This is a genomic window from Pseudomonas sp. P108 (assembly GCF_032613195.1).
GTDB lineage: Bacteria > Pseudomonadota > Gammaproteobacteria > Pseudomonadales > Pseudomonadaceae > Aquipseudomonas.
Genome location: NZ_CP126691.1, coordinates 6,052,998 through 6,073,178 on the forward strand (window position 1 = coordinate 6,052,998; position 20,181 = coordinate 6,073,178).

Below are 20,181 nucleotides of genomic sequence, written 5' to 3' on the forward strand. Positions count from 1 at the left end.
GTGGAATGGTGTTTTCGTTGAGCCGGAGTGTACCTCAACAACTTTTGCGACACATAGGGTCAACCGGTGACTGATTTGTTATTTTCAGTCATCACAAAAAGATCGCAGCCTGCGGCAGCTCCTACAGATAAAACTCGGTCCCATGTAGGAGCTGCCGAAGGCTGCGATCTTTTGATCTTGCTTAAAGCGCAAACATTTCCGCCGGCAACTTCATCAAACACTCACTCCCCGCCTCGATCGCCGCCCGATGCGCCGCCGTACGCGGCAACAAGCGCTTGAAGTAAAACTCGCTCGTCGCCAATTTGCCCCGCAGGTAATCCGCCTCACCCTCGCCCGCTTCCAGTTGCGCCTGCGCCACTAACGCCATGCGCAACCACAGATAACCGAGAATGATGTAACCGCTGTACATCAGGTAATCCACCGACGCCGCGCCCACTTCATCCGGGTTCTTCATCGCCGCCATGCCGACCTTCATGGTCAGGTCGCCCCACTGCTGGTTCAACTCATTGAGTTGCGCAACGAAACTGCCCAGTTGCGGATGCTCGGCGTTGGCTGCGCAGAATTTGTGGACGATTTTGGTGAAGCCACGCAGCAATTTACCCTGACTGCCCAGCACCTTACGGCCCAGCAGATCCAGCGCCTGAATACCGTTGGTACCTTCGTAGATCGGTGCAATCCGACAGTCGCGAACCAACTGCTCCATGCCCCACTCGCGAATAAAACCGTGGCCACCAAACACCTGCATGCCGTGGTTGGTCACTTCCAGCCCGGTGTCGGTCATGAACGCCTTGCAGATCGGCGTGAGGAACGCCAACAGATCTTCCGCCTCCTGCCGTGCCTCGGCGTCGCTGCTCAGGTGCGCGACATCGAGCAACTGCGCGGTGAAGTAGGTCAGCGCGCGGTTGCCTTCGTTGAAAGCTTTCATGGTCAGCAACATGCGCCGCACATCCGGGTGGACGATGATCGGATCCGCCACTTTGTCCGGGGCTTTGGCGCCAGTCAGCGAGCGCATCTGCAAGCGGTCGTTGGCGTATTTGATCGCGCCCTGAAAGCTCGCCTCGCCCAGACACAACCCCTGCATGCCGGTGCCGAGCCGCGCGTGGTTCATCATGGTGAACATGCAGTTCAGGCCCTTGTTCGGTTCGCCGATCAGGTAGCCTTTGGCGCCGTCGAAGTTGAGCACGCAAGTGGCCGACGCCTTGATGCCCATCTTGTGTTCGATCGAACCGCAGGAAACGCCATTGCGCTCGCCTGCTTCGCCCGCCGCATCCGGCAAGAACTTCGGCACGATAAACAGCGAAATCCCTTTGGTCCCTGCCGGTGCGTCCGGCAGTTTCGCCAACACCAGATGGATGATGTTGTCGCTCATGTCGTGCTCGCCAGCAGAGATGAAAATCTTGCTGCCGGTGACCGCATAACTGCCGTCAGCCTGAGGCACGGCGCGGGTCTTGATGATGCCCAGGTCGGTGCCGCAGTGGGCTTCGGTCAGGCACATGGTGCCGGTCCATTGCCCGGCGGTGAGTTTGCTCAGGTAAGTTTCTTTTTGTTCGGCAGTGCCGTGGGCATGGATTGCCGACATCGCGCCATGAGTCAGGCCCGGGTACATGCCCCAGGAGGTGTTGCTGGAGCCGACCATTTCGCTGATCACCAATCCCAGCGAACTCGGCAAGCCCTGGCCGCCGTAAACCGGATCTGCTGCCAGACCGTGCCAGCCGCCCTCGACGTATTGTGCGAAGGCTTGCTTGAAGCCTGTAGGCGTTGTCACCACACCGTTGTCGAAATGGCAGCCCTCTTCGTCACCGCTGCGATTGAGCGGTGCCAGAACGTTCTCGCAGAACTTCGCACCCTCTTCGAGGATCGCGTTGATCATGTCCGGGCTGGCGTCGTGGGCGCCGAGGGCGGCGTAGTTGCTGTGAAAGTCAAAGACGTGGTCGATCAGAAAGCGCATGTCGCGCAGGGGAGCTTTGTACTCAGGCATGGTGGCTTCTCCGTCAGCAGATTTCCTCAACCTACTGCCGGCCACCACGCCCCACAATCATTGTGCAGACGCTGAATGCGCCGTCATCACTCAACCTGCGGCCGTGTCCATGCGCACCGCGCCGCGGCGGTTTTGTCCGTATGCCATCACGCAATTACGCCCCGCACCTTTTGCGGCATAGAGCGCCTCGTCGGCAGACTTCAGCACTTGTTCCGGGTTGCGCTGTTCCACTCGTTCGGCGACGCCGATGCTCACCGTCACCGATACGCTGGAGGCACCCGAGCCGGCCCGGCGCTGACGACCTTGCTGATCATCCTGCGGACGGTTTTCCTGATTGCGCAGTTGAATGCTGTAGGACGCAATCGACTCGCGGATCACCTCAAGATGCGGCATGCACTCTTCAAGGGTTTTGCCTGCGAACACCAGAGCAAATTCCTCACCACCGTAGCGATACGCCCTACCGCCACCGCTGATTTTCGACAGCTTGCTGGCGACCAGACGCAGTACCTGGTCACCGACATCGTGACCGTGGGTGTCGTTGAATTTCTTGAAGTGATCGACGTCGCTCATCGCCAGCACGTAGTTGCGGCCAAGGCGCTGCATGCGTTCGTTGAGTGCGCGGCGGCCCGGCAGACCGGTGAGTTCGTCACGGAAGGCCATTTGATAAGCCTCGTGCGCCACCGCAGCGGCAATCATCAACATCACCTGACTGCACATGATGTTGAGGGTAAACGGCAGGATGAAGGTTTTCGGCAGCATCCAGAACACGCCGAGCAAGCCGACCAGTTGCGCCGCATGCAGCGGGCGCGGATTGCGCCAGTATTGCCAGGCGAGCAACAGGAATGCCGAGATAAACACCGGATAGGACAGCTGGATCAGGCTCATCCATGCGCCATGCAGCGCCGGCCAGCGGATCTCCGACAGCCAGATCAGCAAAGCCTGGGGATAACTTTGCTCAAGGCCCAACGCCACACTGCCAAAGGCCAGCAACACGGCGAACCGCGCGACCATGTCCTGGAACAGATGTGTTCGTTCCTGCCAGGCGGCGAACAAGCCGAATAACAACGGCAGCAATAAACAGACCAGGTGGAAGACCACCGCAGCGTCTTCGCGGACCTTGCCGTTGTCGCGGTAATAGTCGGTCTGGGTATCGAGGAGAAAGTAGGCGATGTACACCGTGAGCATCAGAAACAGCTCGCGCTGACGGCGGTAAACCGCGCAATAAGCACCACCCAACAACAGCACCAACGTCGGCAACACATTGAACAGCGAAGTGAAGAACACGTTGAGGTCTTTGACGTACGCAGCCGCCAACCCCGCGAGTAACAACAGCAGTGAAGGTAGGAAATGGCTGAAACGTACAGCGGAAGAACGCGGCAAGGGTAAAGCTCCGACCCGTCATATCAAAGAGATGGCATTGTGCCTGCAAAGTGCAGCCAAGCCCACACAATGTGATCCAGATCACACACTGTCTCTTTAACGGCCGGAAGCCCGACTATCTGAGCGATTCGCCAACAAAAAAACCGCTGCCCCCCAACGGGAGCAGCGGTTTTCATGAGACTGCGTTAAGCCTTAGTAGCCCAGCGCGAAGTCTTCTTCTTTCATGTCCATCAGGTTGTTGGCGCCCGACAGCATGGTGGCCACGTGCGTACGGGTACGCGGCAGGATGCGCTGGAAGTAGAAGCGCGCGGTTTGCAGCTTGGCGGTGTAGAACGCCGCGTCGCCGCTGCCTTCTGCCAGCTTTTCAGCGGCCAGACGCGCCATGTCGGCCCAGAAGTAAGCCAGGCAGGCATAACCGGAGTACATCAGGTAGTCCACGGAGGCCGCGCCGACTTCTTCGCGATCTTTCATGGCGGCCATACCGACCTTCATGGTCAGCTCGCCCCATTCCTTGTTGATTGCAGCCAGCGGTGCGACGAATTCTGCAACGGCTTCGTTGCCTTCGTTGTTCTGGCAGAACTTGTGGACGATCTTGGTGAAGCCTTTCAGAGCTTCGCCTTGAGTCATCAGCACTTTACGGCCGAGCAGGTCGAGCGCCTGGATACCGGTGGTGCCTTCGTACAGCATCGAAATGCGGCTGTCGCGAACGTTCTGCTCCATGCCCCACTCGGCGATGAAGCCGTGGCCGCCGTAGATCTGTACGCCGTGGTTAGCGGACTCGAAACCGACTTCGGTCATGAACGCCTTGGCGATCGGGGTCATGAAGGCCAGCAGTGCGTCGGCTTTCTTCTTCTCTTCTTCATCGACACCGTATTTGACGATGTCGACCTGTTTGGCGGTGAAGTACACCATCGCGCGATTGCCTTCGGCGAAAGCCTTCATGGTCAACAGCATGCGGCGTACGTCAGGGTGCACGATGATCGGGTCAGCGGCTTTGTCCGGCGCTTTCGGGCCAGTCAGCGAGCGCATTTGCAGACGATCGCGAGCGTATTTCAAGCCGCCCTGGAAACCGATTTCGGCGTGGGCCAGACCTTGCAGTGCGGTACCCAGACGTGCGGTGTTCATAAAGGTGAACATGCAGTTCAGGCCTTTGTTCGCCGGGCCGATCAGGAAACCAGTGGCGCCGTCGAAGTTCATCACACAAGTGGCGTTGCCGTGGATGCCCATCTTGTGTTCCAGCGAACCGCAGCTCACTGCGTTGCGCTCACCGACAGTGCCATCGGCATTCGGCATGAACTTTGGAACGATGAACAGCGAGATGCCTTTGGTGCCAGCCGGTGCGTCCGGCAGGCGGGCCAGTACGATGTGGACGATGTTGTCGGCCATGTCGTGTTCGCCGGCCGAGATGAAGATCTTGGTGCCGGAGACTTTGTAAGAACCATCAGCCTGAGGTTCGGCCTTGGTGCGCAGCATGCCCAGGTCGGTGCCGCAGTGCGGCTCGGTCAGGCACATGGTGCCGGTCCATTCGCCGGAGACCAGTTTGGTCAGATAGGCTTCTTGCTGCTCTGGGGTGCCGTGCTCGGAGATGGTGTTCATCGCGCCGTGCGACAGGCCTGGGTACATGCCCCACGACCAGTTGGCTTCGCCAACCATTTCACTCACTGCCAGACCCAGCGACTCCGGCAGGCCTTGGCCGCCGTGCTCAACGTCGTGGGCGAGGCTTGGCCAGCCGCCTTCGACGAATTGCTTGTAAGCCTCTTTGAAGCCAGTCGGGGTTTTCACGCCGGACTCGCTCCAGGTGCAACCTTCGAGGTCGCCCACGCGGTTCAGCGGTGCCAGTACCTGCTCACAAAACTTGGCGCCTTCTTCGAGAATGGCGTCAACCATGTCCGGAGTTGCGTCTGCGCAAGCCGGAAGGCTCTGATAGTGCGCTTCGTAGCCGAGCAGTTCGTCACGAACGAAGCGAATATCACGCAAGGGGGCCTTGTAGTCAGGCATAGCGATAAACCTCTGCTGATGTAACCGGGAATGAACGACCGTGTTGATTTGTTGTGACGGTCAAACAGTTGTTTGAAACATACGTTTACGCCGAATTCTTGTCAAGCATCGATCTTTTGCCGTTCGTCATCGCACCTTTCAAACGCCGGGCACAGCAAACCGCCATGCGTTCGAATGAGCCACGGGCGCTGAAAAAAGATTAGTTGAGGGAGAAGGACTTACAACGAAAAACGCCGCGACAAGGCGCGGCGTTCAGGATGCAGATTGCGAAAAATCAGGCGAAGGTGTCGATGATCGTACCGAGCACTTCGTCGGAGGCTTTGGCGACTTTCACACCCAGCTCTGCCTGGATCTTGCCTTGGGACATCTCGACCATATTGCTGGCCAGATCCGATTGCTGGGCACGATCCACGCCGCGCAGACGATCAACCTGCACTTGCGAAGACTGGCTGGTCACCGAACGTTCAATCGTATTATTGGCAATCTGGCTGGCAGCCTGATCGACGCGGTTCTGCCCGCTCTGAATCGAGCTCAGGCCTGCATAAAAAGCTGTGTTACCGGAGATTTCCATAACGGTTCTCATCCTTGGGAAGGATCAATGGCTGCCATTGAAGCAGAGGCGCCAGAAAAACACCCGTCAAAAACACTAATGGCACAGTGCCTGCCCATAGAGAAAAGCTTAGTCGAGCAAATCCAGTTGCAGATGAGCCGCCACCGCTTCCGCACTCAACGCCTTGAGTTTCGGCACTCGACCCAAACAGGGCGCTGGGATCCGCTCAGCCAATGTCGCCAGATTCTCCTCCAGCCGCGACGTCTTCGGATCAATGATATTCGCCACCCACCCTGCCAATTGCAGCCCATCGCGAGCAATCGCCTCGGCCGTCAGCAAAGCATGACTGATGCAACCCAGCCGCACGCCCACCACCAGAATCACCGGCAACTTCAGCGCAATCGCCAGATCCGACAAATTATCCTGATCCGCCAACGGCACCCGCCAACCACCCGCGCCTTCGATCAGAGTGAAATCGGCATTCATCGCCAGAATCTCACGCATCGGCGCCAGCAGCGATTGCACGGTCAACGCGACACCCGCTTCACGCGCCGCCAGATGCGGAGCAATGGCCGGCTCGAACGCCACAGGATTGACCTGTTGATAACTCAGCGGCAACGAACACTCGGCCAACAGCGCCAGCGCGTCGGCATTGCGCAGTCCTTTCGGCGTCACTTCGCACCCGGACGCCACCGGTTTTCCCGCCGCCGTACTCAACCCCGCCGAACGCGCCGCGTGCAGCAACCCGGCGGCAACGGTGGTCTTGCCGACGTCTGTGTCGGTTCCGGTGATGAAATAGGCTGCGCTCATACGGGTTTCTCCAACACGGCGTAGACCACCTGATAAGTCGCCGGCAATCCCGACGCCTCACGGAATTGCTCGTAAGCGTCGACCAGCCCGAGAATCCGCGCGCGGCCGGTCAAACCGCCCGGCCGCCCAGGATTCAGATTGTGCGCACCCAACGCTTTCAGTTCGTGGGTCAGACTGCGCACATCCGGGTAGTGCAACACGTGAGGCTGATTCTCCAGACTCAACGTGCGCAAGCCACTGGCCGCAGACAATTGCTCATACCGGACGAACTCGCGGAAGCGATTGACGTGCACCAGCCCGTCGACCTGCCGCCAACTGTCGCGCAACTCAAACAACGTCCCTGCACAAAGACTAGCAAACGCAAAAATCCCACCCGGTTTCAGCACGCGAAAAGCTTCGCTGAGCACTGCATCGAAGTCCGCGCACCACTGCACGGCGAGGCTGGAGAAAATCAGGTCGCAGGTCGAATCCTGCAGCGGCAGCCGCTCCGCATCGCCGGCGATGAAATGCTCGGCACCGCCCAATGGCCGCGCGTGATTGAGCATGCCCTCGGCGATATCCAGCGCCAGACCGTGGCCCTCGGCAAACCGCGAAGCCAGCGCGCGAGTGAAATAACCCGTGCCACAGCCCAGATCCAGCCAACGCGCAGGCACAAATTCCTCGGGCAATCGCTGCAGCAACTGTGTACCGACATCACGTTGCAACTCGGCGACGCTGTCGTAACTGGCCGCCGCACGAGAGAAAGAGGCCGCGACCTGGCGTTTGTCAGGCAAGCCGCCAGGCAGCACAAGAGACAAATCAGTCATCACCGCACTCGTGTAGAAAAGCCTGGATAGCACCCGCCAGTCCGTGGGGGTCTTCCAGAAGAAACGCATGACAGGCCTGTTCGATCAGACCTATTTCGATATCCGGCAACAGCGCGAATAACGCCCCCGCCGCTTCGGCAGGCACCAGCTCATCGTGCCCGGCAAAAAGATGAAACTGTGGGCCACGAAACGCTAGCAACGCTTCACGGGTGTCCAGTTGCGCGAGCAGTTCCAGTCCTGCCATCAACGCGCCGGGCGCCGTCTGCGGTGCGCCGCCGAGCATCAGCCGCGACAAGCCGCGCGGATCTTGCGCACCTTGAGCACACAGCAACGAGAAACGCTTGAGAGTCATCCGCGGATCGGCCTGGCAACCGGCAAGGAACGCATCGAAGGTCTCGCCGGGCATCGCATTCGGCCATTGTTCATGAGCAACAAAAGAAGGATTGCTCGCCAGCGTCAGCAAGCCGCAGCAATGTTCACCCCGACGTGCGGCCAATTCGGACGCAAGCATGCCGCCCAGCGACCAGCCACCGAGCCACACGTCGTGGGGAATACGTTCATCGAGTTCGTCGAGCCAGTCTTGCGGATCGCTGGAATCCAACTGCGGCAGCGGCTCGATTTCCACTTTCAGATGTTCGTCGAGCCCCTGCAACGCCGCAGCCAGAGGCTCCATCGGCGACACACCGAGGCCCCAGCCGGGCAGCAGAATCAGGCGATCACGCATGGCTTGGCTCCGACGACAGTTGGGCAAAGCAATCGGCCAGTCCCTGTAACAATAGCTGCACCTGCGCCTCGCTGTGCGCGGCGGTCAGGGTCACGCGCAAGCGAGCGCTGCCGGCCGGCACGGTTGGCGGGCGGATGGCGGTGACCATCAAACCGCGCTCGCGCAACATCTGCGACAACCGCACCGCGCGCCCGGCATCGCCAATCATGATCGGCTGGATCGGCGTGAAGCTGTCCATCAACTCCAGGCCAATCTGCTCGGCGCCATGGCGGAACTGACGGATCAGCGTTTGCAGATGTTCTCGACGCCAATGTTCAGTGCGCAGCAGCTCCAGGCTTTTCAGCGTCGCGCAGGCCAGCGCTGGTGGTTGGCTGGTGGTGTAAATGTACGGGCGGGCAAACTGGATCAGGCTTTCGATCAGCTCTTCACTGCCGGCGACGAAAGCGCCAGCGGTGCCGAAGGCTTTACCGAGGGTGCCGACCAGCACCGGCACATCCTCCTGACTCAAACCGAAGTGCTCGACGATGCCACCACCGTTGGCACCCAACGGCCCGAAACCGTGAGCGTCATCGACCATCAACCACGCGCCTTTGGCCTTGGCTTCGCGGGCGAGTGCCGGCAAGTCGGCAAGGTCGCCGTCCATGCTGAACACACCGTCGGTGACTACCAATGTGTTGCCGGTGGCTTTCTCCAGGCGTTTGGCCAGACTCACCGGGTCGTTGTGCAGATAGCGATTGAAACGCGCGCCGGACAACAGACCCGCATCCAGTAACGACGCGTGATTGAGCCGATCTTCCAGCACCGTATCGCCCTGCCCGACCAGCGCCGTGACGGCGCCGAGATTGGCCATGTAACCGGTGGTGAACAGCAGCGCACGCGGACGCCCGGTGAGGTCAGCCAATGCTTCTTCCAGTGCGTGATGCGGGCCGCTGTGGCCGATCACCAGATGCGAGGCACCGCCTCCAACGCCCCAGCGTTCAGCACCGGCGCGCCAGGCTTCGATCACTTGCGGGTGATTGGCCAGACCGAGGTAATCGTTGTTGCAGAACGCGAGCAGCGGTTTGCCGTCGACCACCACTTCCGGCCCCTGCGGGGACTCGAGCAGCGGTCGCTGGCGATAGAGGTTTTCGGCACGACGGGCAGCAAGGCGTGCGGCGAGATCGAAAGACATGCAGGCCTCGACTTTCAAGTGACACAGATCCCATGTGGGAGCGAGCCTGCTCGCGAATAGGCCTTCACATCCAACATCAATGTCGACTGAGGCACCGCTTTCGCGAGCAGGCTCGCTCCCACAGGGGTTTGGCATTCCTTCAGAGGAATCCGGCCGCTTTCAGACGGCGGCGTTGTAGAACTGCTCGCTGCTCTTCTGCTCCACCAGCGCCTGCTCGATCGCGGCCTGGTGAACCTCGTCGGCATGCTCCTCTCGGGCCTCTGGCTGGATGCCCAGACGCGCAAACAACTGCATGTCCTTGTCCGCCTGCGGGTTGGCCGTGGTCAGCAACTTGTCGCCGTAGAAAATCGAGTTGGCGCCGGCAAAGAATGCGAGAGCCTGCATCTGCTCGTTCATCGCTTCGCGGCCAGCGGACAGGCGCACGTGGGATTGCGGCATGAGGATCCGCGCAACGGCGAGCATACGAATGAAGTCGAACGGGTCGATGTCTTCGGCGTTTTCCAGCGGCGTGCCGGCGACTTTCACCAGCATGTTGATCGGCACCGACTCCGGATGCTCCGGCAGGTTGGCCAACTGGATCAGCAGATTGGCGCGGTCGTCCAGCGACTCGCCCATGCCGAGAATGCCGCCGGAACAGATCTTCATCCCGGATTCACGCACGTAAGCCAGCGTTTGCAGGCGCTCGCTGTAAGTGCGGGTGGTGATGATGCTGCCGTAGAACTCTGGCGACGTATCAAGGTTGTGGTTGTAGTAATCGAGGCCGGCCTTGGCCAGCGCTTCGGTCTGATCCTGATCGAGACGCCCAAGGGTCATGCAGGTTTCCAGGCCCATGGCTTTCACGCCTTCGACCATTTTCAGCACGTACGGCATGTCTTTGGCCGACGGGTGCTTCCACGCCGCCCCCATGCAGAAACGCGTCGAACCGATGGCCTTGGCGCGTGCCGCCTCTTCGAGGACCTTCTGCACTTCCATCAGCTTTTCTTTTTCAAGGCCGGTGTTGTAGTGACCGGACTGCGGGCAGTACTTGCAGTCTTCCGGGCAGGCGCCAGTCTTGATCGACAGCAGGGTCGAGACCTGCACGCGGTTAGCGTTGAAATGTGCGCGGTGCACCGTTTGCGCCTGGAACAGCAAGTCGTTGAATGGCTGTACGAAGAGTGCTTTGACTTCGGCCAGAGACCAGTCGTGACGCAGGGTGGCGGTAGTGCTCGCGCTCATGGGTAGTTCCTTGGTTATGCTTGGCTGGCGGCTGCGGGAACGGAATACCCACAGGCGCGACACGGATGTTCGGCATATTTAAGGAAGAGTCATGCGCTGTCAACCACGATACGAAGGACAGGTTTACATCTGTTTAAATAATGTACAGACCTGCTTGCTATGCGATGAGCCGGCAGAAGCAGAAATGCCAATCTGCGTGGCTTGCGAAACCGATCTGCCGTGGCTGGGAGATCACTGCATCACCTGTGCGCTGCCGCTGGCGGCGGCGGACATGACCTGTGGTGAATGCCTGCTAGAGCCTCCGGCATTCGAACAGGTCGTTGTGCCGTGGACGTATGGCTTCCCGGTGGACAGCTTGATTACGCGCTTTAAACACAACGCGAAATGGCCGTTTGGCCACCTGCTCGCCGACGTTCTCGGGCAATGCCTGCAACATCGCTTCGATGAGGGTTTGCCCAGACCGGATGTGTTGTTGCCGGTGCCGCTGGCGGGTAAACGTCTGCGCCAACGGGGGTTCAACCAAGCGGCGATGCTGGCGCGCTGGTTGAGTCAGACGCTGGATCTGCCGTGCGAAGAACAGGTTCTGCGCCGAATCAAGGAGACCGGTGCCCAGCAGGATCTTGATGCCAAGGCGCGTAAACATAATTTGCGCAATGCCTTCGGCCTCGTGCCGGATGCGCATGTAAAAGACCGGCATTTGGCGTTGATTGATGATGTGCTGACCACTGGCGCGACCGCACAGGCTCTGGCCCGGCTGCTGATGAACGCGGGCGCGGCGCGGGTCGATGTCTACTGTCTGGCGCGCACGCCAAAACCCGGAAGCTGAAGCCAACACCATTCCCTGTGGGAGCGAGCTTGCTCGCGAAGGGGCCAGCACATTCAAAATCAATGTTGACTGAGACGCCGCTTTCGCGAGCAAGCTCGCTCCCACAGGGTTCTGTGTCAGGCTTGACTCTCGCGTCGCTAGCGGCCAACTTCCTCCCCCACCGCCACAGCAAAAAAGCACCTATCCATGTCCATGCCTTCCCTGTTGTCCCAGCACATCGTCCGCCGTCCGCAGCGCATCGCTCTGCTGCAACACATCGCCGAACAGGGCTCGATCACCCGCGCCGCAAAAAGCGCCGGACTGAGTTACAAAGCGGCGTGGGATGCCATCGATGAGCTGAACAACCTCGCGCAGAAACCGCTGGTCGAGCGTGCCGTCGGCGGCAAGGGTGGTGGCGGCGCGAAACTCTCCAGCGAAGGCGAGCGCGTTTTGCGTCTGTACCAAAAATTGCAGGCCTTGCAGGCGCAGGTGCTGGAGGCAGCGGAAGATGCCAGCGACCTCGACCTGCTCGGTCGCTTGATGCTCAGAACCAGCGCGCGCAATCAGTTGCACGGCAAAGTCGTGGCAATCGCAGCGCAGGGCCGCAATGACCTGATCCGCCTCGAACTGGCCGAAGGGCTGTGCCTCGACGCGCAGATCACCCATGACAGCACCGTGCATCTGGAGCTGCAGGCCGGTACCGAAGTGGTGGCCCTGATCAAGGCCGGCTGGCTGGAATTGCTCGGCAGCGCGCAATCTGCAACGTCTGGTCACAATCTTCTGAAGGGCACCATCGAAGCGATTCTCGACGCCGAGGACGGCCCGAGCGAAGTACGGATTACCCTGCCCAACGGCCATACCCTCTGCGCCCTGGCTGAGCCGCTCGACTTGCGCACGCGCGGATTGAGCGTGGAACAACCGGTGCAGGTGCAGTTTTCGCCGTCCAACGTGCTGATCGGCACGCCGCTGTAATCCGGCGCTGCAACGAAAGCGTCATCGACGCTCATTAAGGTAGCTGCCAAAACCAAGCAGGGAGCCTGATGTGAGCCTATTAGAAGAAAACCAATCCACTGACCTGGAAAAAATGGTCGGCCTCAGCCGTCGCGGTTTCATCGGCGCTGGCGCACTGTGCGGCGCGGCAATGTTCCTCGGCGGTAGTCTGTTGAGCCGCAGCGCACTGGCCACCGGCGTCAGCGCCGGCAATAGCCGCTTGCTCGGTTTCGAGAGCATTCCCGCCGCGACCACCGACGTCATCACATTGCCCAAAGGCTACAAGTCTTCGGTGCTGATCAGTTGGGGGCAGCCCCTGCAAAAGAACGGCCCGGCGTTCGACCCGAGCGGCAACGGCACCGCCGCCGCACAGGAAGTGCAGTTCGGCGACAACAACGACGGCATGAGCCTGTTCGCCTTCCCCGACGACCGCAACCGCGCGTTGATGGCGATCAACAACGAATACACCAACTATCGCTACCTCTACCCGCACGGCGGCATGCCGCAATCGGCCGAAGACGTGCGCAAGGCGCTGGCCTGCGAAGGTGTTTCGGTGATCGAAGTGCAACGCAAGAACGGTCAGTGGCAGTTCGTTCAGGGCTCGCGCTACAACCGGCGCATTCACGGCAACTCGCCGTTGCGCATCAGCGGCCCGGCGGCCGGTCATGACCTGATGAAAACCGCGGCCGACAAACACGGCAAGAAAGTCCTCGGCACGTTCCAGAACTGCGCCAACGGTAAAACGCCGTGGGGCACTTACCTGACCTGTGAAGAAAACTTCACCGACTGCTTCGGCAGCAGCAACGCCCAGCAGCAGTTCGACCCGGCGCAAAAGCGCTACGGCGTCTCGGTCGCCAGCCGCGAGATCAACTGGCACCCGTACGATCCGCGCTTCGACATGGCGAAAAACCCCAACGAACTCAACCGTCACGGCTGGGTGGTCGAGATCGATCCGTTCGACCCGCAATCGACTCCGGTCAAACGCACCGCGCTGGGCCGCTTCAAGCATGAAAACGCCGCACTGGCCGAGACCGATGATGGTCGCGCCGTGGTGTACATGGGCGACGACGAGCGTGGCGAATTCATCTACAAATTCGTCAGCCGCGACCGCATCAACCACCGCAACGCCAAGGCTAACCGCGACATCCTCGACCACGGCACCCTGTACGTGGCGAAATTCGACAACGGCGACAGCAACCCCGATCACCCGAAAGGCCAAGGCCAGTGGATCGAGCTGACTCACGGCAAAAACGGTATCGACGCCAGCAGCGGTTTTGCCGATCAGGCCGAAGTGCTGATCCACGCACGCCTTGCCGCCAGTGTCGTAGGCGCGACGCGCATGGACCGCCCGGAATGGATCGTCGTCAGCCCCAAGGACGGCCAGGTCTATTGCACCCTGACCAACAACGCCAAGCGCGGCGAAGACGGCCAGCCGGTGGGCGGGCCGAACCCGCGTGAGAAGAACGTTTACGGGCAGATCCTGCGCTGGCGCACCGACCGTGACGATCACGCGTCGAAGACGTTTGCCTGGGACCTGTTTGTGGTCGCTGGCAACCCGGGCGTGCACGCCGGGACGCCGAAGGGCGGCTCGAAGAACATCACCCCGCAGAACATGTTCAACAGCCCGGATGGCTTGGGCTTCGACAAGGCTGGGCGTTTGTGGATTCTCACTGATGGTGATTCGAGCAACGCCGGCGACTTTGCCGGGATGGGCAATAACCAGATGCTCTGTGCCGATCCGAAGACCGGTGAGATTCGCCGCTTCATGGTCGGGCCGATTGGCTGTGAAGTCACCGGGATCAGCTTCTCGCCGGATCAGAAAACCCTGTTTGTCGGGATTCAGCATCCGGGGGAGAACGGGGGTTCGACCTTCCCTGAGCATCTGCCGAATGGCAAGCCACGGTCGTCGGTGATGGCGATTACCCGTGAGGACGGTGGAATCGTCGGCGCCTGACAGACCCTCATCGCGAGCAGGCGAAGGCCTACATTTGGAATGCGTGCGTTCCCCTGTAGGCCTTCGCCTGCTCGCGATGGCTTCAGCGAAGACACCAACCAACTCCCCCGCGGCCATCTGCGCTACCATGCTGGGCCGGACGCGGCAGCCTGCTGCGCGCAGGAGTCAGCATGGCCCACCCGTTTGAAACCCTCACACCCGACCTCGTGCTCGATGCCGTTGAAAGCATTGGCTTCCTCAGTGATGCGCGCATTCTGGCGCTCAACAGCTACGAAAACCGCGTCTATCAGGTCGGCATCGAAGACTCCGAACCGCTGATCGCCAAGTTCTATCGTCCGCAACGCTGGACCAACGAAGCCATCCTCGAAGAGCACCAATTCACCTTCGAACTGGCCGACGTGGAAATCCCGGTGGTGGCGCCGCTGATCCACAACGGCGAAACCCTGCACGAGCATGCCGGTTTCCGCTTCACGTTGTTTCCGCGTCGCGGCGGCCGGGCGCCGGAGCCGGGCAATCTTGACCAGCTGTATCGCCTCGGCCAGTTGCTCGGGCGGATTCACGCGGTCGGCGCGACCAAGCCGTTTGAACACCGCGAAGCTCTCGCTGTGCAGAACTTCGGCCACGCGTCGTTGAACACCTTGCTCGAAGGCAATTTCATTCCGAAAAGCCTGCTGCCGGCCTACGAGTCCGTCGCCCGCGACCTGCTCAAGCGCGTGGAAGATGCTTACGCCAACACACCGCACCAGAACATCCGCATGCACGGCGATTGCCACCCCGGCAACATGATGTGCCGTGACGAGATGTTCCACATCGTCGACCTCGACGACTGTCGCATGGGCCCGGCGGTGCAGGACATCTGGATGATGCTCGCCGGTGATCGTCAGGAATGCCTGGGGCAGTTGTCGGAATTGATGGATGGCTACAACGAGTTCCACGATTTCGACCCGCGTGAGCTGGCGCTGATCGAACCGCTGCGCGCCCTGCGCCTGATGCACTACAGCGCCTGGCTCGCGCGGCGCTGGGATGATCCGGCGTTCCCGCACAGCTTTCCGTGGTTCGGCACCGAGCGTTATTGGGGCGATCAGGTGTTGGCGTTGCGTGAGCAACTGTCCGCGCTTAACGAAGAACCACTGAAACTTTTCTGATCCGCCTCCATCCTCTGTAGGAGTGAGCCTGCTCGCGATAGCGTTTTATCAGTCAACGAAAATGTTGAATGTCAGAGTGCTATCGCGAGCAGGCTCACTCCTACATTTGTTCGGTGTTCACAATTTCCCGACCTATCCGCTAAGGCATTCGTAGACAAACCTCCTTACAATCCCTCCTTTGTTAGCTGCCTAAGCAAGGATTCTGCATGCAAGCCGCCAACCCGCGTCGCGGGTACATTCTGGGCCTGAGTGCCTACATCATCTGGGGCCTGTTCCCGATCTACTTCAAAGCCATTGCCGAAGTACCGGCGGTCGAAATCATCATCCATCGGGTGCTGTGGTCGGCACTGTTCGGCGCGCTGTTGCTGATGGTGTGGAAACACCCGGGCTGGTTGCGCGAGTTGCTCGACAATCCCAAGCGACTGGCGATTCTGGCCTTGAGCGGAACGCTGATCGCGGCCAACTGGCTGACCTACGTGTGGTCGGTGAACAACGGGCGCATGCTCGAAGCGAGCCTCGGTTACTACATCAACCCCTTGGTAAACGTGCTGTTGGGCATGTTGATTCTCGGCGAACGCTTGCGCCGGATGCAGTGGCTCGCGGTCGGTCTGGCGGCGGTCGGTGTCGCGCAACAGGTTTGGCAGGTCGGCAGTCTGCCGTGGGTTTCGCTGGTGCTGGCGTTGACGTTTGGCTTCTACGGCTTGATCCGCAAACAGGCACCGGTCAAGGCGTTGCCGGGGTTGGTGGTGGAAACCTGGATGCTGGTACCGATCGCGATTGCCTGGCTGCTTTTCAACCAGACCGCGACCAGTGCGCAACCTGAGTTCTGGACTACGTCCCAAGCCTGGTGGCTGGTGGCGGCCGGTCCGGTCACATTGGTGCCGCTGGTGTGCTTCAACGCCGCCACGCGCCATTTGCCGTACACCACGATCGGCTTCCTGCAATACCTCGCCCCGACCCTGGTGCTGTTGCAAGCGGTGCTGCTGTTCGGTGAGCACTTGTCGTCGAGCACGCTGGTCGCGTTTATCTTCATCTGGGCCGGTCTGGCCGTTTACAGCGTTGATGCGTGGATAAGTCTGCGCCGGCGCAGCTGATCAAAAAACGCACAAACCCTCACAGGCCACGGTTCTCGTGGCCTGTATCGTTCCTTCCCAAGGTTATCCACAGCGTGATCCCCGCCGTTTGTGCGCAAGTCACTGAATGTTGGCGGTTTTTTGATCAACTCCCGCAAAGCCACGGCGGGTGTGGCGTTGACGACAGTCTCTACAGGTTATCCACAGGCAGGTGCACGTTTAAACTGGATAACCTGATCGGTGCTTAAACGTCTGTGCGTAACACCAGTTCCACCATCAGATCGTCAGCCAGGGTTTCCAGACGCGACTGCAAGACGTCGAGCGACAAGGTCAGCGGTACCGCGAGAATCGCCTCAGCATGGAACAGCGGCTCACTGCTCATCGGCGCCGGACGCACTTCCGTGACCAGCCTTTCCAGGTTTACACCCTGCTCGCTCAACAACCGGGTGATGTCCCGCACAATCCCCGGCCGATCATTGCCCACCAACTCCATGGCGATCGGTTTCCAGGTACAGGATTGTTCGATACCACTTTCGGCAATCAGCACGCGGATGCCATGCACCGTCAGTGCTTGTAGGGAATCGACTAATTCGTCGTAAGCCTCTCCCGGCACGCCCACCCGAAGAATCCCGGCGAACTGCCCGGCCATTCGCGACATGCGGCTTTCCAGCCAGTTACCGCCGTGCTCGGCAATGCATTGGGCGATGCGCTCGACCTGTCCGGGCTTGTCCGGGGCGAAAACAGTGAGTACGAGATGGTCCATGGCGCAGCCCTCTTGTCATGACTTTTGTTATGGAAGAGCAAGTATAGGCAAGGGATGGTCAGCCGCCTCAGACGCGCGAAACGACAAATCGTGTACAACTTTTTATATTTAACTGGAACAATCCAGCTGTTTTTTGAGAACATCCGGTTCCGCGACGTGACTGCAATGCGTCATGAGGTCGCAGAACGACGTTATTAGTCTGATTTTCACAAGCGCAACTCATCATGTAGTATGCCGCAGCGCGCACTACATAACGCTGGATCGATGTCTGCCCAAGGCACGTTCGCAACCCTGAAAGCCCTGTCAGCAAGGCCCCCAAGCCGTTGATTGGTCCCAGCCCAGCCGCCAGCAATGGCATGTACTGGTCGGCAGGTTTGTGGTTTAAATGGCCAGAGGCTTCATTGTCAAAATTGAAGAGCTGAAAAGCGAAATAGCTGAGCAGAGTGAGGCAAGCAATGACTGAACACGTTCAAGTCGGTGGCCTGCAGGTCGCCAAAGTCCTGTTCGACTTCGTGAACAACGAAGCCATTCCCGGTACCGGCCTCACCGCCGACAAATTCTGGGAAGGTGCCGACAAGGTCATTCATGACCTGGCGCCGAAGAACAAAGCCCTACTCGCCAAACGCGATGACTTCCAGGCCCGCATTGATGCCTGGCACCAGGAACGCAACGGTCAGGCGCACGACGCCGTGGCCTATAAAGCCTTCCTGCAAGAAATCGGTTATCTGCTGCCAGAAGCGGCTGATTTCCAGGCAACGACACAAAACGTCGATGATGAAATCGCCCGTACCGCCGGCCCGCAACTTGTTGTGCCGGTGATGAACGCCCGCTTCGCTCTCAATGCCTCGAACGCCCGCTGGGGTTCGCTGTATGACGCCCTTTACGGCACCGACGCGATCAGCGAAGAAGGTGGCGCGGAAAAAGGCAAAGGCTACAACAAGGTGCGTGGCGACAAAGTCATCGCCTTCGCCCGTGCGTTCCTCGATGAAGCTGCGCCATTGGCGGCTGGCTCTCACGTCGATTCGACCGGCTACAAAATCGCTGACGGCAAACTGCTGGTCACCCTCAAGGGCGGCAGCAACACTGGCCTGCGCGATGACGCACAACTGATCGGTTTCCAGGGCGACGCCAACGCGCCAATCGCCATCCTGCTGAAACACAATGGTCTGCACTTCGAAATCCAGGTCGATGCCACCACTCCGGTCGGCCAGACCGACGCCGCCGGCGTCAAAGACATCCTGATGGAAGCCGCGCTGACCACCATCATGGACTGCGAAGACTCCGTGGCTGCCGTCGATGCCGACGACAAAGTGGTGATCTACCGCAACTGGCTCGGGCTGATGAAGGGCGACCTGGCGGAATCCGTGTCCAAGGGCGGTCAGACCTTCACCCGCACCATGAACCCGGATCGCACCTACACCGCGCCGAACGGCGGTGAAGTGACCCTGCACGGCCGTTCGCTGTTGTTCGTGCGCAACGTGGGTCACCTGATGACCATCGACGCAATCCTCGACAAAGACGGTAACGAAGTGCCGGAAGGCATCCTCGACGGTCTGGTCACTAGCCTCGCGGCGATGCACAACCTCAATGGCAACACCTCGCGCCGCAACACTCGCACCGGTTCCGTGTACATCGTTAAACCGAAGATGCACGGCCCGGAAGAAGCGGCGTTCACCAACGAGCTGTTCGGCCGCATCGAAGACGTGCTGGGCCTTGCGCGCAACACCCTGAAAGTCGGGATCATGGACGAGGAGCGCCGCACCACGGTCAACCTCAAGGCCTGCATCAAGGCTGCCAGTGAGCGCGTGGTGTTCATCAACACCGGCTTCCTCGACCGCACCGGCGACGAAATCCACACCTCCATGGAAGCCGGCCCGGTTGTGCGCAAGGCTGACATGAAGGCTGAGAAGTGGATCGGCGCGTACGAAAACTGGAACGTCGATATCGGTCTGAGCACCGGCCTGCAAGGTCGTGCGCAAATCGGTAAAGGCATGTGGGCGATGCCGGATCTGATGGCGGCGATGCTTGAGCAGAAAATCGCGCATCCATTGGCCGGCGCCAACACCGCTTGGGTACCGTCGCCGACCGCCGCTGCACTGCACGCGCTGCACTACCACAAGGTTGATGTGTTCGCTCGTCAGGCCGAACTGGCCAAACGTGCTCGCGCTTCGGTAGACGACATCCTGACCATCCCGTTGGCGGTCAATCCGAACTGGACGCCAGAGCAGATCAAGAACGAACTGGACAACAATGCCCAGGGCATTCTCGGTTACGTGGTGCGCTGGATCGACCAGGGCGTGGGTTGCTCGAAAGTACCGGACATCAATGACGTCGGCCTGATGGAAGACCGTGCCACGCTGCGCATCTCCAGCCAGCACATCGCCAACTGGCTGCGCCACGGCGTGGTCACTGAGGCGCAAGTGATGGAAAGCCTCAAGCGCATGGCGCCGGTGGTGGATCGTCAGAACGCCAACGACCCGCTGTACCGTCCGCTGGCCCCGAACTTCGACAGCAACATCGCCTTCCAGGCGGCGGTCGAACTGGTGATCGAAGGCACCAAGCAGCCGAACGGCTACACCGAGCCGGTGCTGCACCGTCGTCGTCGCGAGTTCAAGAAGGCCAACGGCCTGTAACTTGCGCTGAATGCCGGACATGAAAAAGCCCTGATCGAAAGATCAGGGCTTTTTTGTTTGTGTGGTGTGGGCTGGTATTTGTGGAGGGCTTGAGATCGATCCCCCTCACCCCAGCCCTCTCCCCCAAGGGGGCGAGGGGGAAGGGAGCAGATTGGGGAAGCTTCAAGTTCTGAGTTCGACTCGGTA

16 protein-coding genes are annotated in these 20,181 nt (G+C 60.0%); 6 read left to right on the plus strand and 10 right to left on the minus strand.

Features of this window, described 5'->3' with window-relative positions; all coding sequences use genetic code 11:
* Positions 1–181 precede the first annotated feature (181 nt).
* The 9 genes from QOM10_RS26810 to bioB all read right to left on the minus strand — a co-directional run bounded on the left by QOM10_RS26810 (position 182) and on the right by bioB (position 10,632).
* A complete protein-coding gene (locus tag QOM10_RS26810) occupies positions 182–1,978 on the minus strand; it encodes an acyl-CoA dehydrogenase C-terminal domain-containing protein (protein ID WP_316917214.1) in 1,797 nt (598 codons plus the stop codon).
* A 90-nt stretch (positions 1,979–2,068) separates the two neighbouring features.
* Complete coding sequence (locus QOM10_RS26815; protein ID WP_127930017.1) at positions 2,069–3,358, minus strand: GGDEF domain-containing protein; 1,290 nt, start codon at positions 3,356–3,358, stop codon at positions 2,069–2,071.
* Between the two features lie 192 nt (positions 3,359–3,550).
* Positions 3,551–5,356, minus strand: a complete 1,806-nt coding sequence (locus QOM10_RS26820; protein ID WP_127930018.1) for a phenylacyl-CoA dehydrogenase — start codon at positions 5,354–5,356, stop codon at positions 3,551–3,553.
* A gap of 274 nt (positions 5,357–5,630) precedes the next feature.
* The gene (locus QOM10_RS26825; RefSeq protein ID WP_160042094.1) at positions 5,631–5,927 is read right to left on the minus strand and encodes a pyrroloquinoline quinone biosynthesis protein PqqE; all 297 of its coding nucleotides are present in this window, start codon (positions 5,925–5,927) and stop codon (positions 5,631–5,633) included.
* Between the two features lie 108 nt (positions 5,928–6,035).
* The gene (bioD, locus tag QOM10_RS26830) at positions 6,036–6,716 is read right to left on the minus strand and encodes a dethiobiotin synthase (protein WP_150651663.1); all 681 of its coding nucleotides are present in this window, start codon (positions 6,714–6,716) and stop codon (positions 6,036–6,038) included.
* Positions 6,713–7,522: a malonyl-ACP O-methyltransferase BioC gene (gene bioC / locus QOM10_RS26835; protein WP_127930021.1), complete on the minus strand. Its 810-nt coding sequence runs from the start codon at positions 7,520–7,522 to the stop codon at positions 6,713–6,715. The genes bioD and bioC overlap by 4 nt, the downstream gene beginning before the upstream one ends.
* Positions 7,515–8,246, minus strand: coding sequence for an alpha/beta fold hydrolase (locus QOM10_RS26840; protein WP_127930022.1), 732 nt, complete (start codon positions 8,244–8,246; stop codon positions 7,515–7,517). The genes bioC and QOM10_RS26840 overlap by 8 nt, the downstream gene beginning before the upstream one ends.
* Positions 8,239–9,417 carry an 8-amino-7-oxononanoate synthase gene (gene bioF / locus QOM10_RS26845; RefSeq protein ID WP_127930023.1) on the minus strand — a complete coding sequence of 393 codons (1,179 nt, stop codon included), beginning with the start codon at positions 9,415–9,417 and terminating at the stop codon, positions 8,239–8,241. The genes QOM10_RS26840 and bioF overlap by 8 nt, the downstream gene beginning before the upstream one ends.
* 159 nt (positions 9,418–9,576) lie before the next feature.
* Positions 9,577–10,632, minus strand: a complete 1,056-nt coding sequence (bioB, locus tag QOM10_RS26850; RefSeq protein ID WP_064388191.1) for a biotin synthase BioB — start codon at positions 10,630–10,632, stop codon at positions 9,577–9,579.
* Positions 10,633–10,723: 91 nt separating this feature from the next.
* Between bioB and QOM10_RS26855 the strand changes: the two genes are divergently transcribed.
* The 5 genes from QOM10_RS26855 (at position 10,724) to rarD (ending at position 16,620) form a co-directional block, all read left to right on the plus strand.
* Entirely contained in the window at positions 10,724–11,458 is a 735-nt protein-coding gene (locus QOM10_RS26855) for a ComF family protein (protein WP_127930024.1), read from the plus strand.
* Between the two features lie 186 nt (positions 11,459–11,644).
* Positions 11,645–12,409, plus strand: a complete 765-nt coding sequence (locus QOM10_RS26860) for a TOBE domain-containing protein (protein ID WP_150749687.1) — start codon at positions 11,645–11,647, stop codon at positions 12,407–12,409.
* Between the two features lie 70 nt (positions 12,410–12,479).
* Entirely contained in the window at positions 12,480–14,381 is a 1,902-nt protein-coding gene (locus tag QOM10_RS26865) for a PhoX family protein (protein WP_093429938.1), read from the plus strand.
* 170 nt (positions 14,382–14,551) lie between these two features.
* Positions 14,552–15,526 (plus strand): serine/threonine protein kinase, encoded by a 975-nt coding sequence (locus QOM10_RS26870; RefSeq protein ID WP_110720743.1) that lies wholly within the window; start codon positions 14,552–14,554, stop codon positions 15,524–15,526.
* Positions 15,527–15,732: 206 nt separating this feature from the next.
* Positions 15,733–16,620, plus strand: coding sequence for an EamA family transporter RarD (gene rarD, locus QOM10_RS26875; protein WP_127930027.1), 888 nt, complete (start codon positions 15,733–15,735; stop codon positions 16,618–16,620).
* Between the two features lie 223 nt (positions 16,621–16,843).
* On the opposite strand, the gene QOM10_RS26880 is transcribed toward rarD, so the two are convergent.
* Entirely contained in the window at positions 16,844–17,362 is a 519-nt protein-coding gene (locus QOM10_RS26880) for a glycine cleavage system protein R (protein WP_316917215.1), read from the minus strand.
* Positions 17,363–17,817: 455 nt separating this feature from the next.
* Between QOM10_RS26880 and QOM10_RS26885 the strand changes: the two genes are divergently transcribed.
* The gene (locus QOM10_RS26885; protein ID WP_316917216.1) at positions 17,818–19,995 is read left to right on the plus strand and encodes a malate synthase G; all 2,178 of its coding nucleotides are present in this window, start codon (positions 17,818–17,820) and stop codon (positions 19,993–19,995) included.
* The last annotated feature ends 186 nt before the right edge of the window (positions 19,996–20,181 follow it).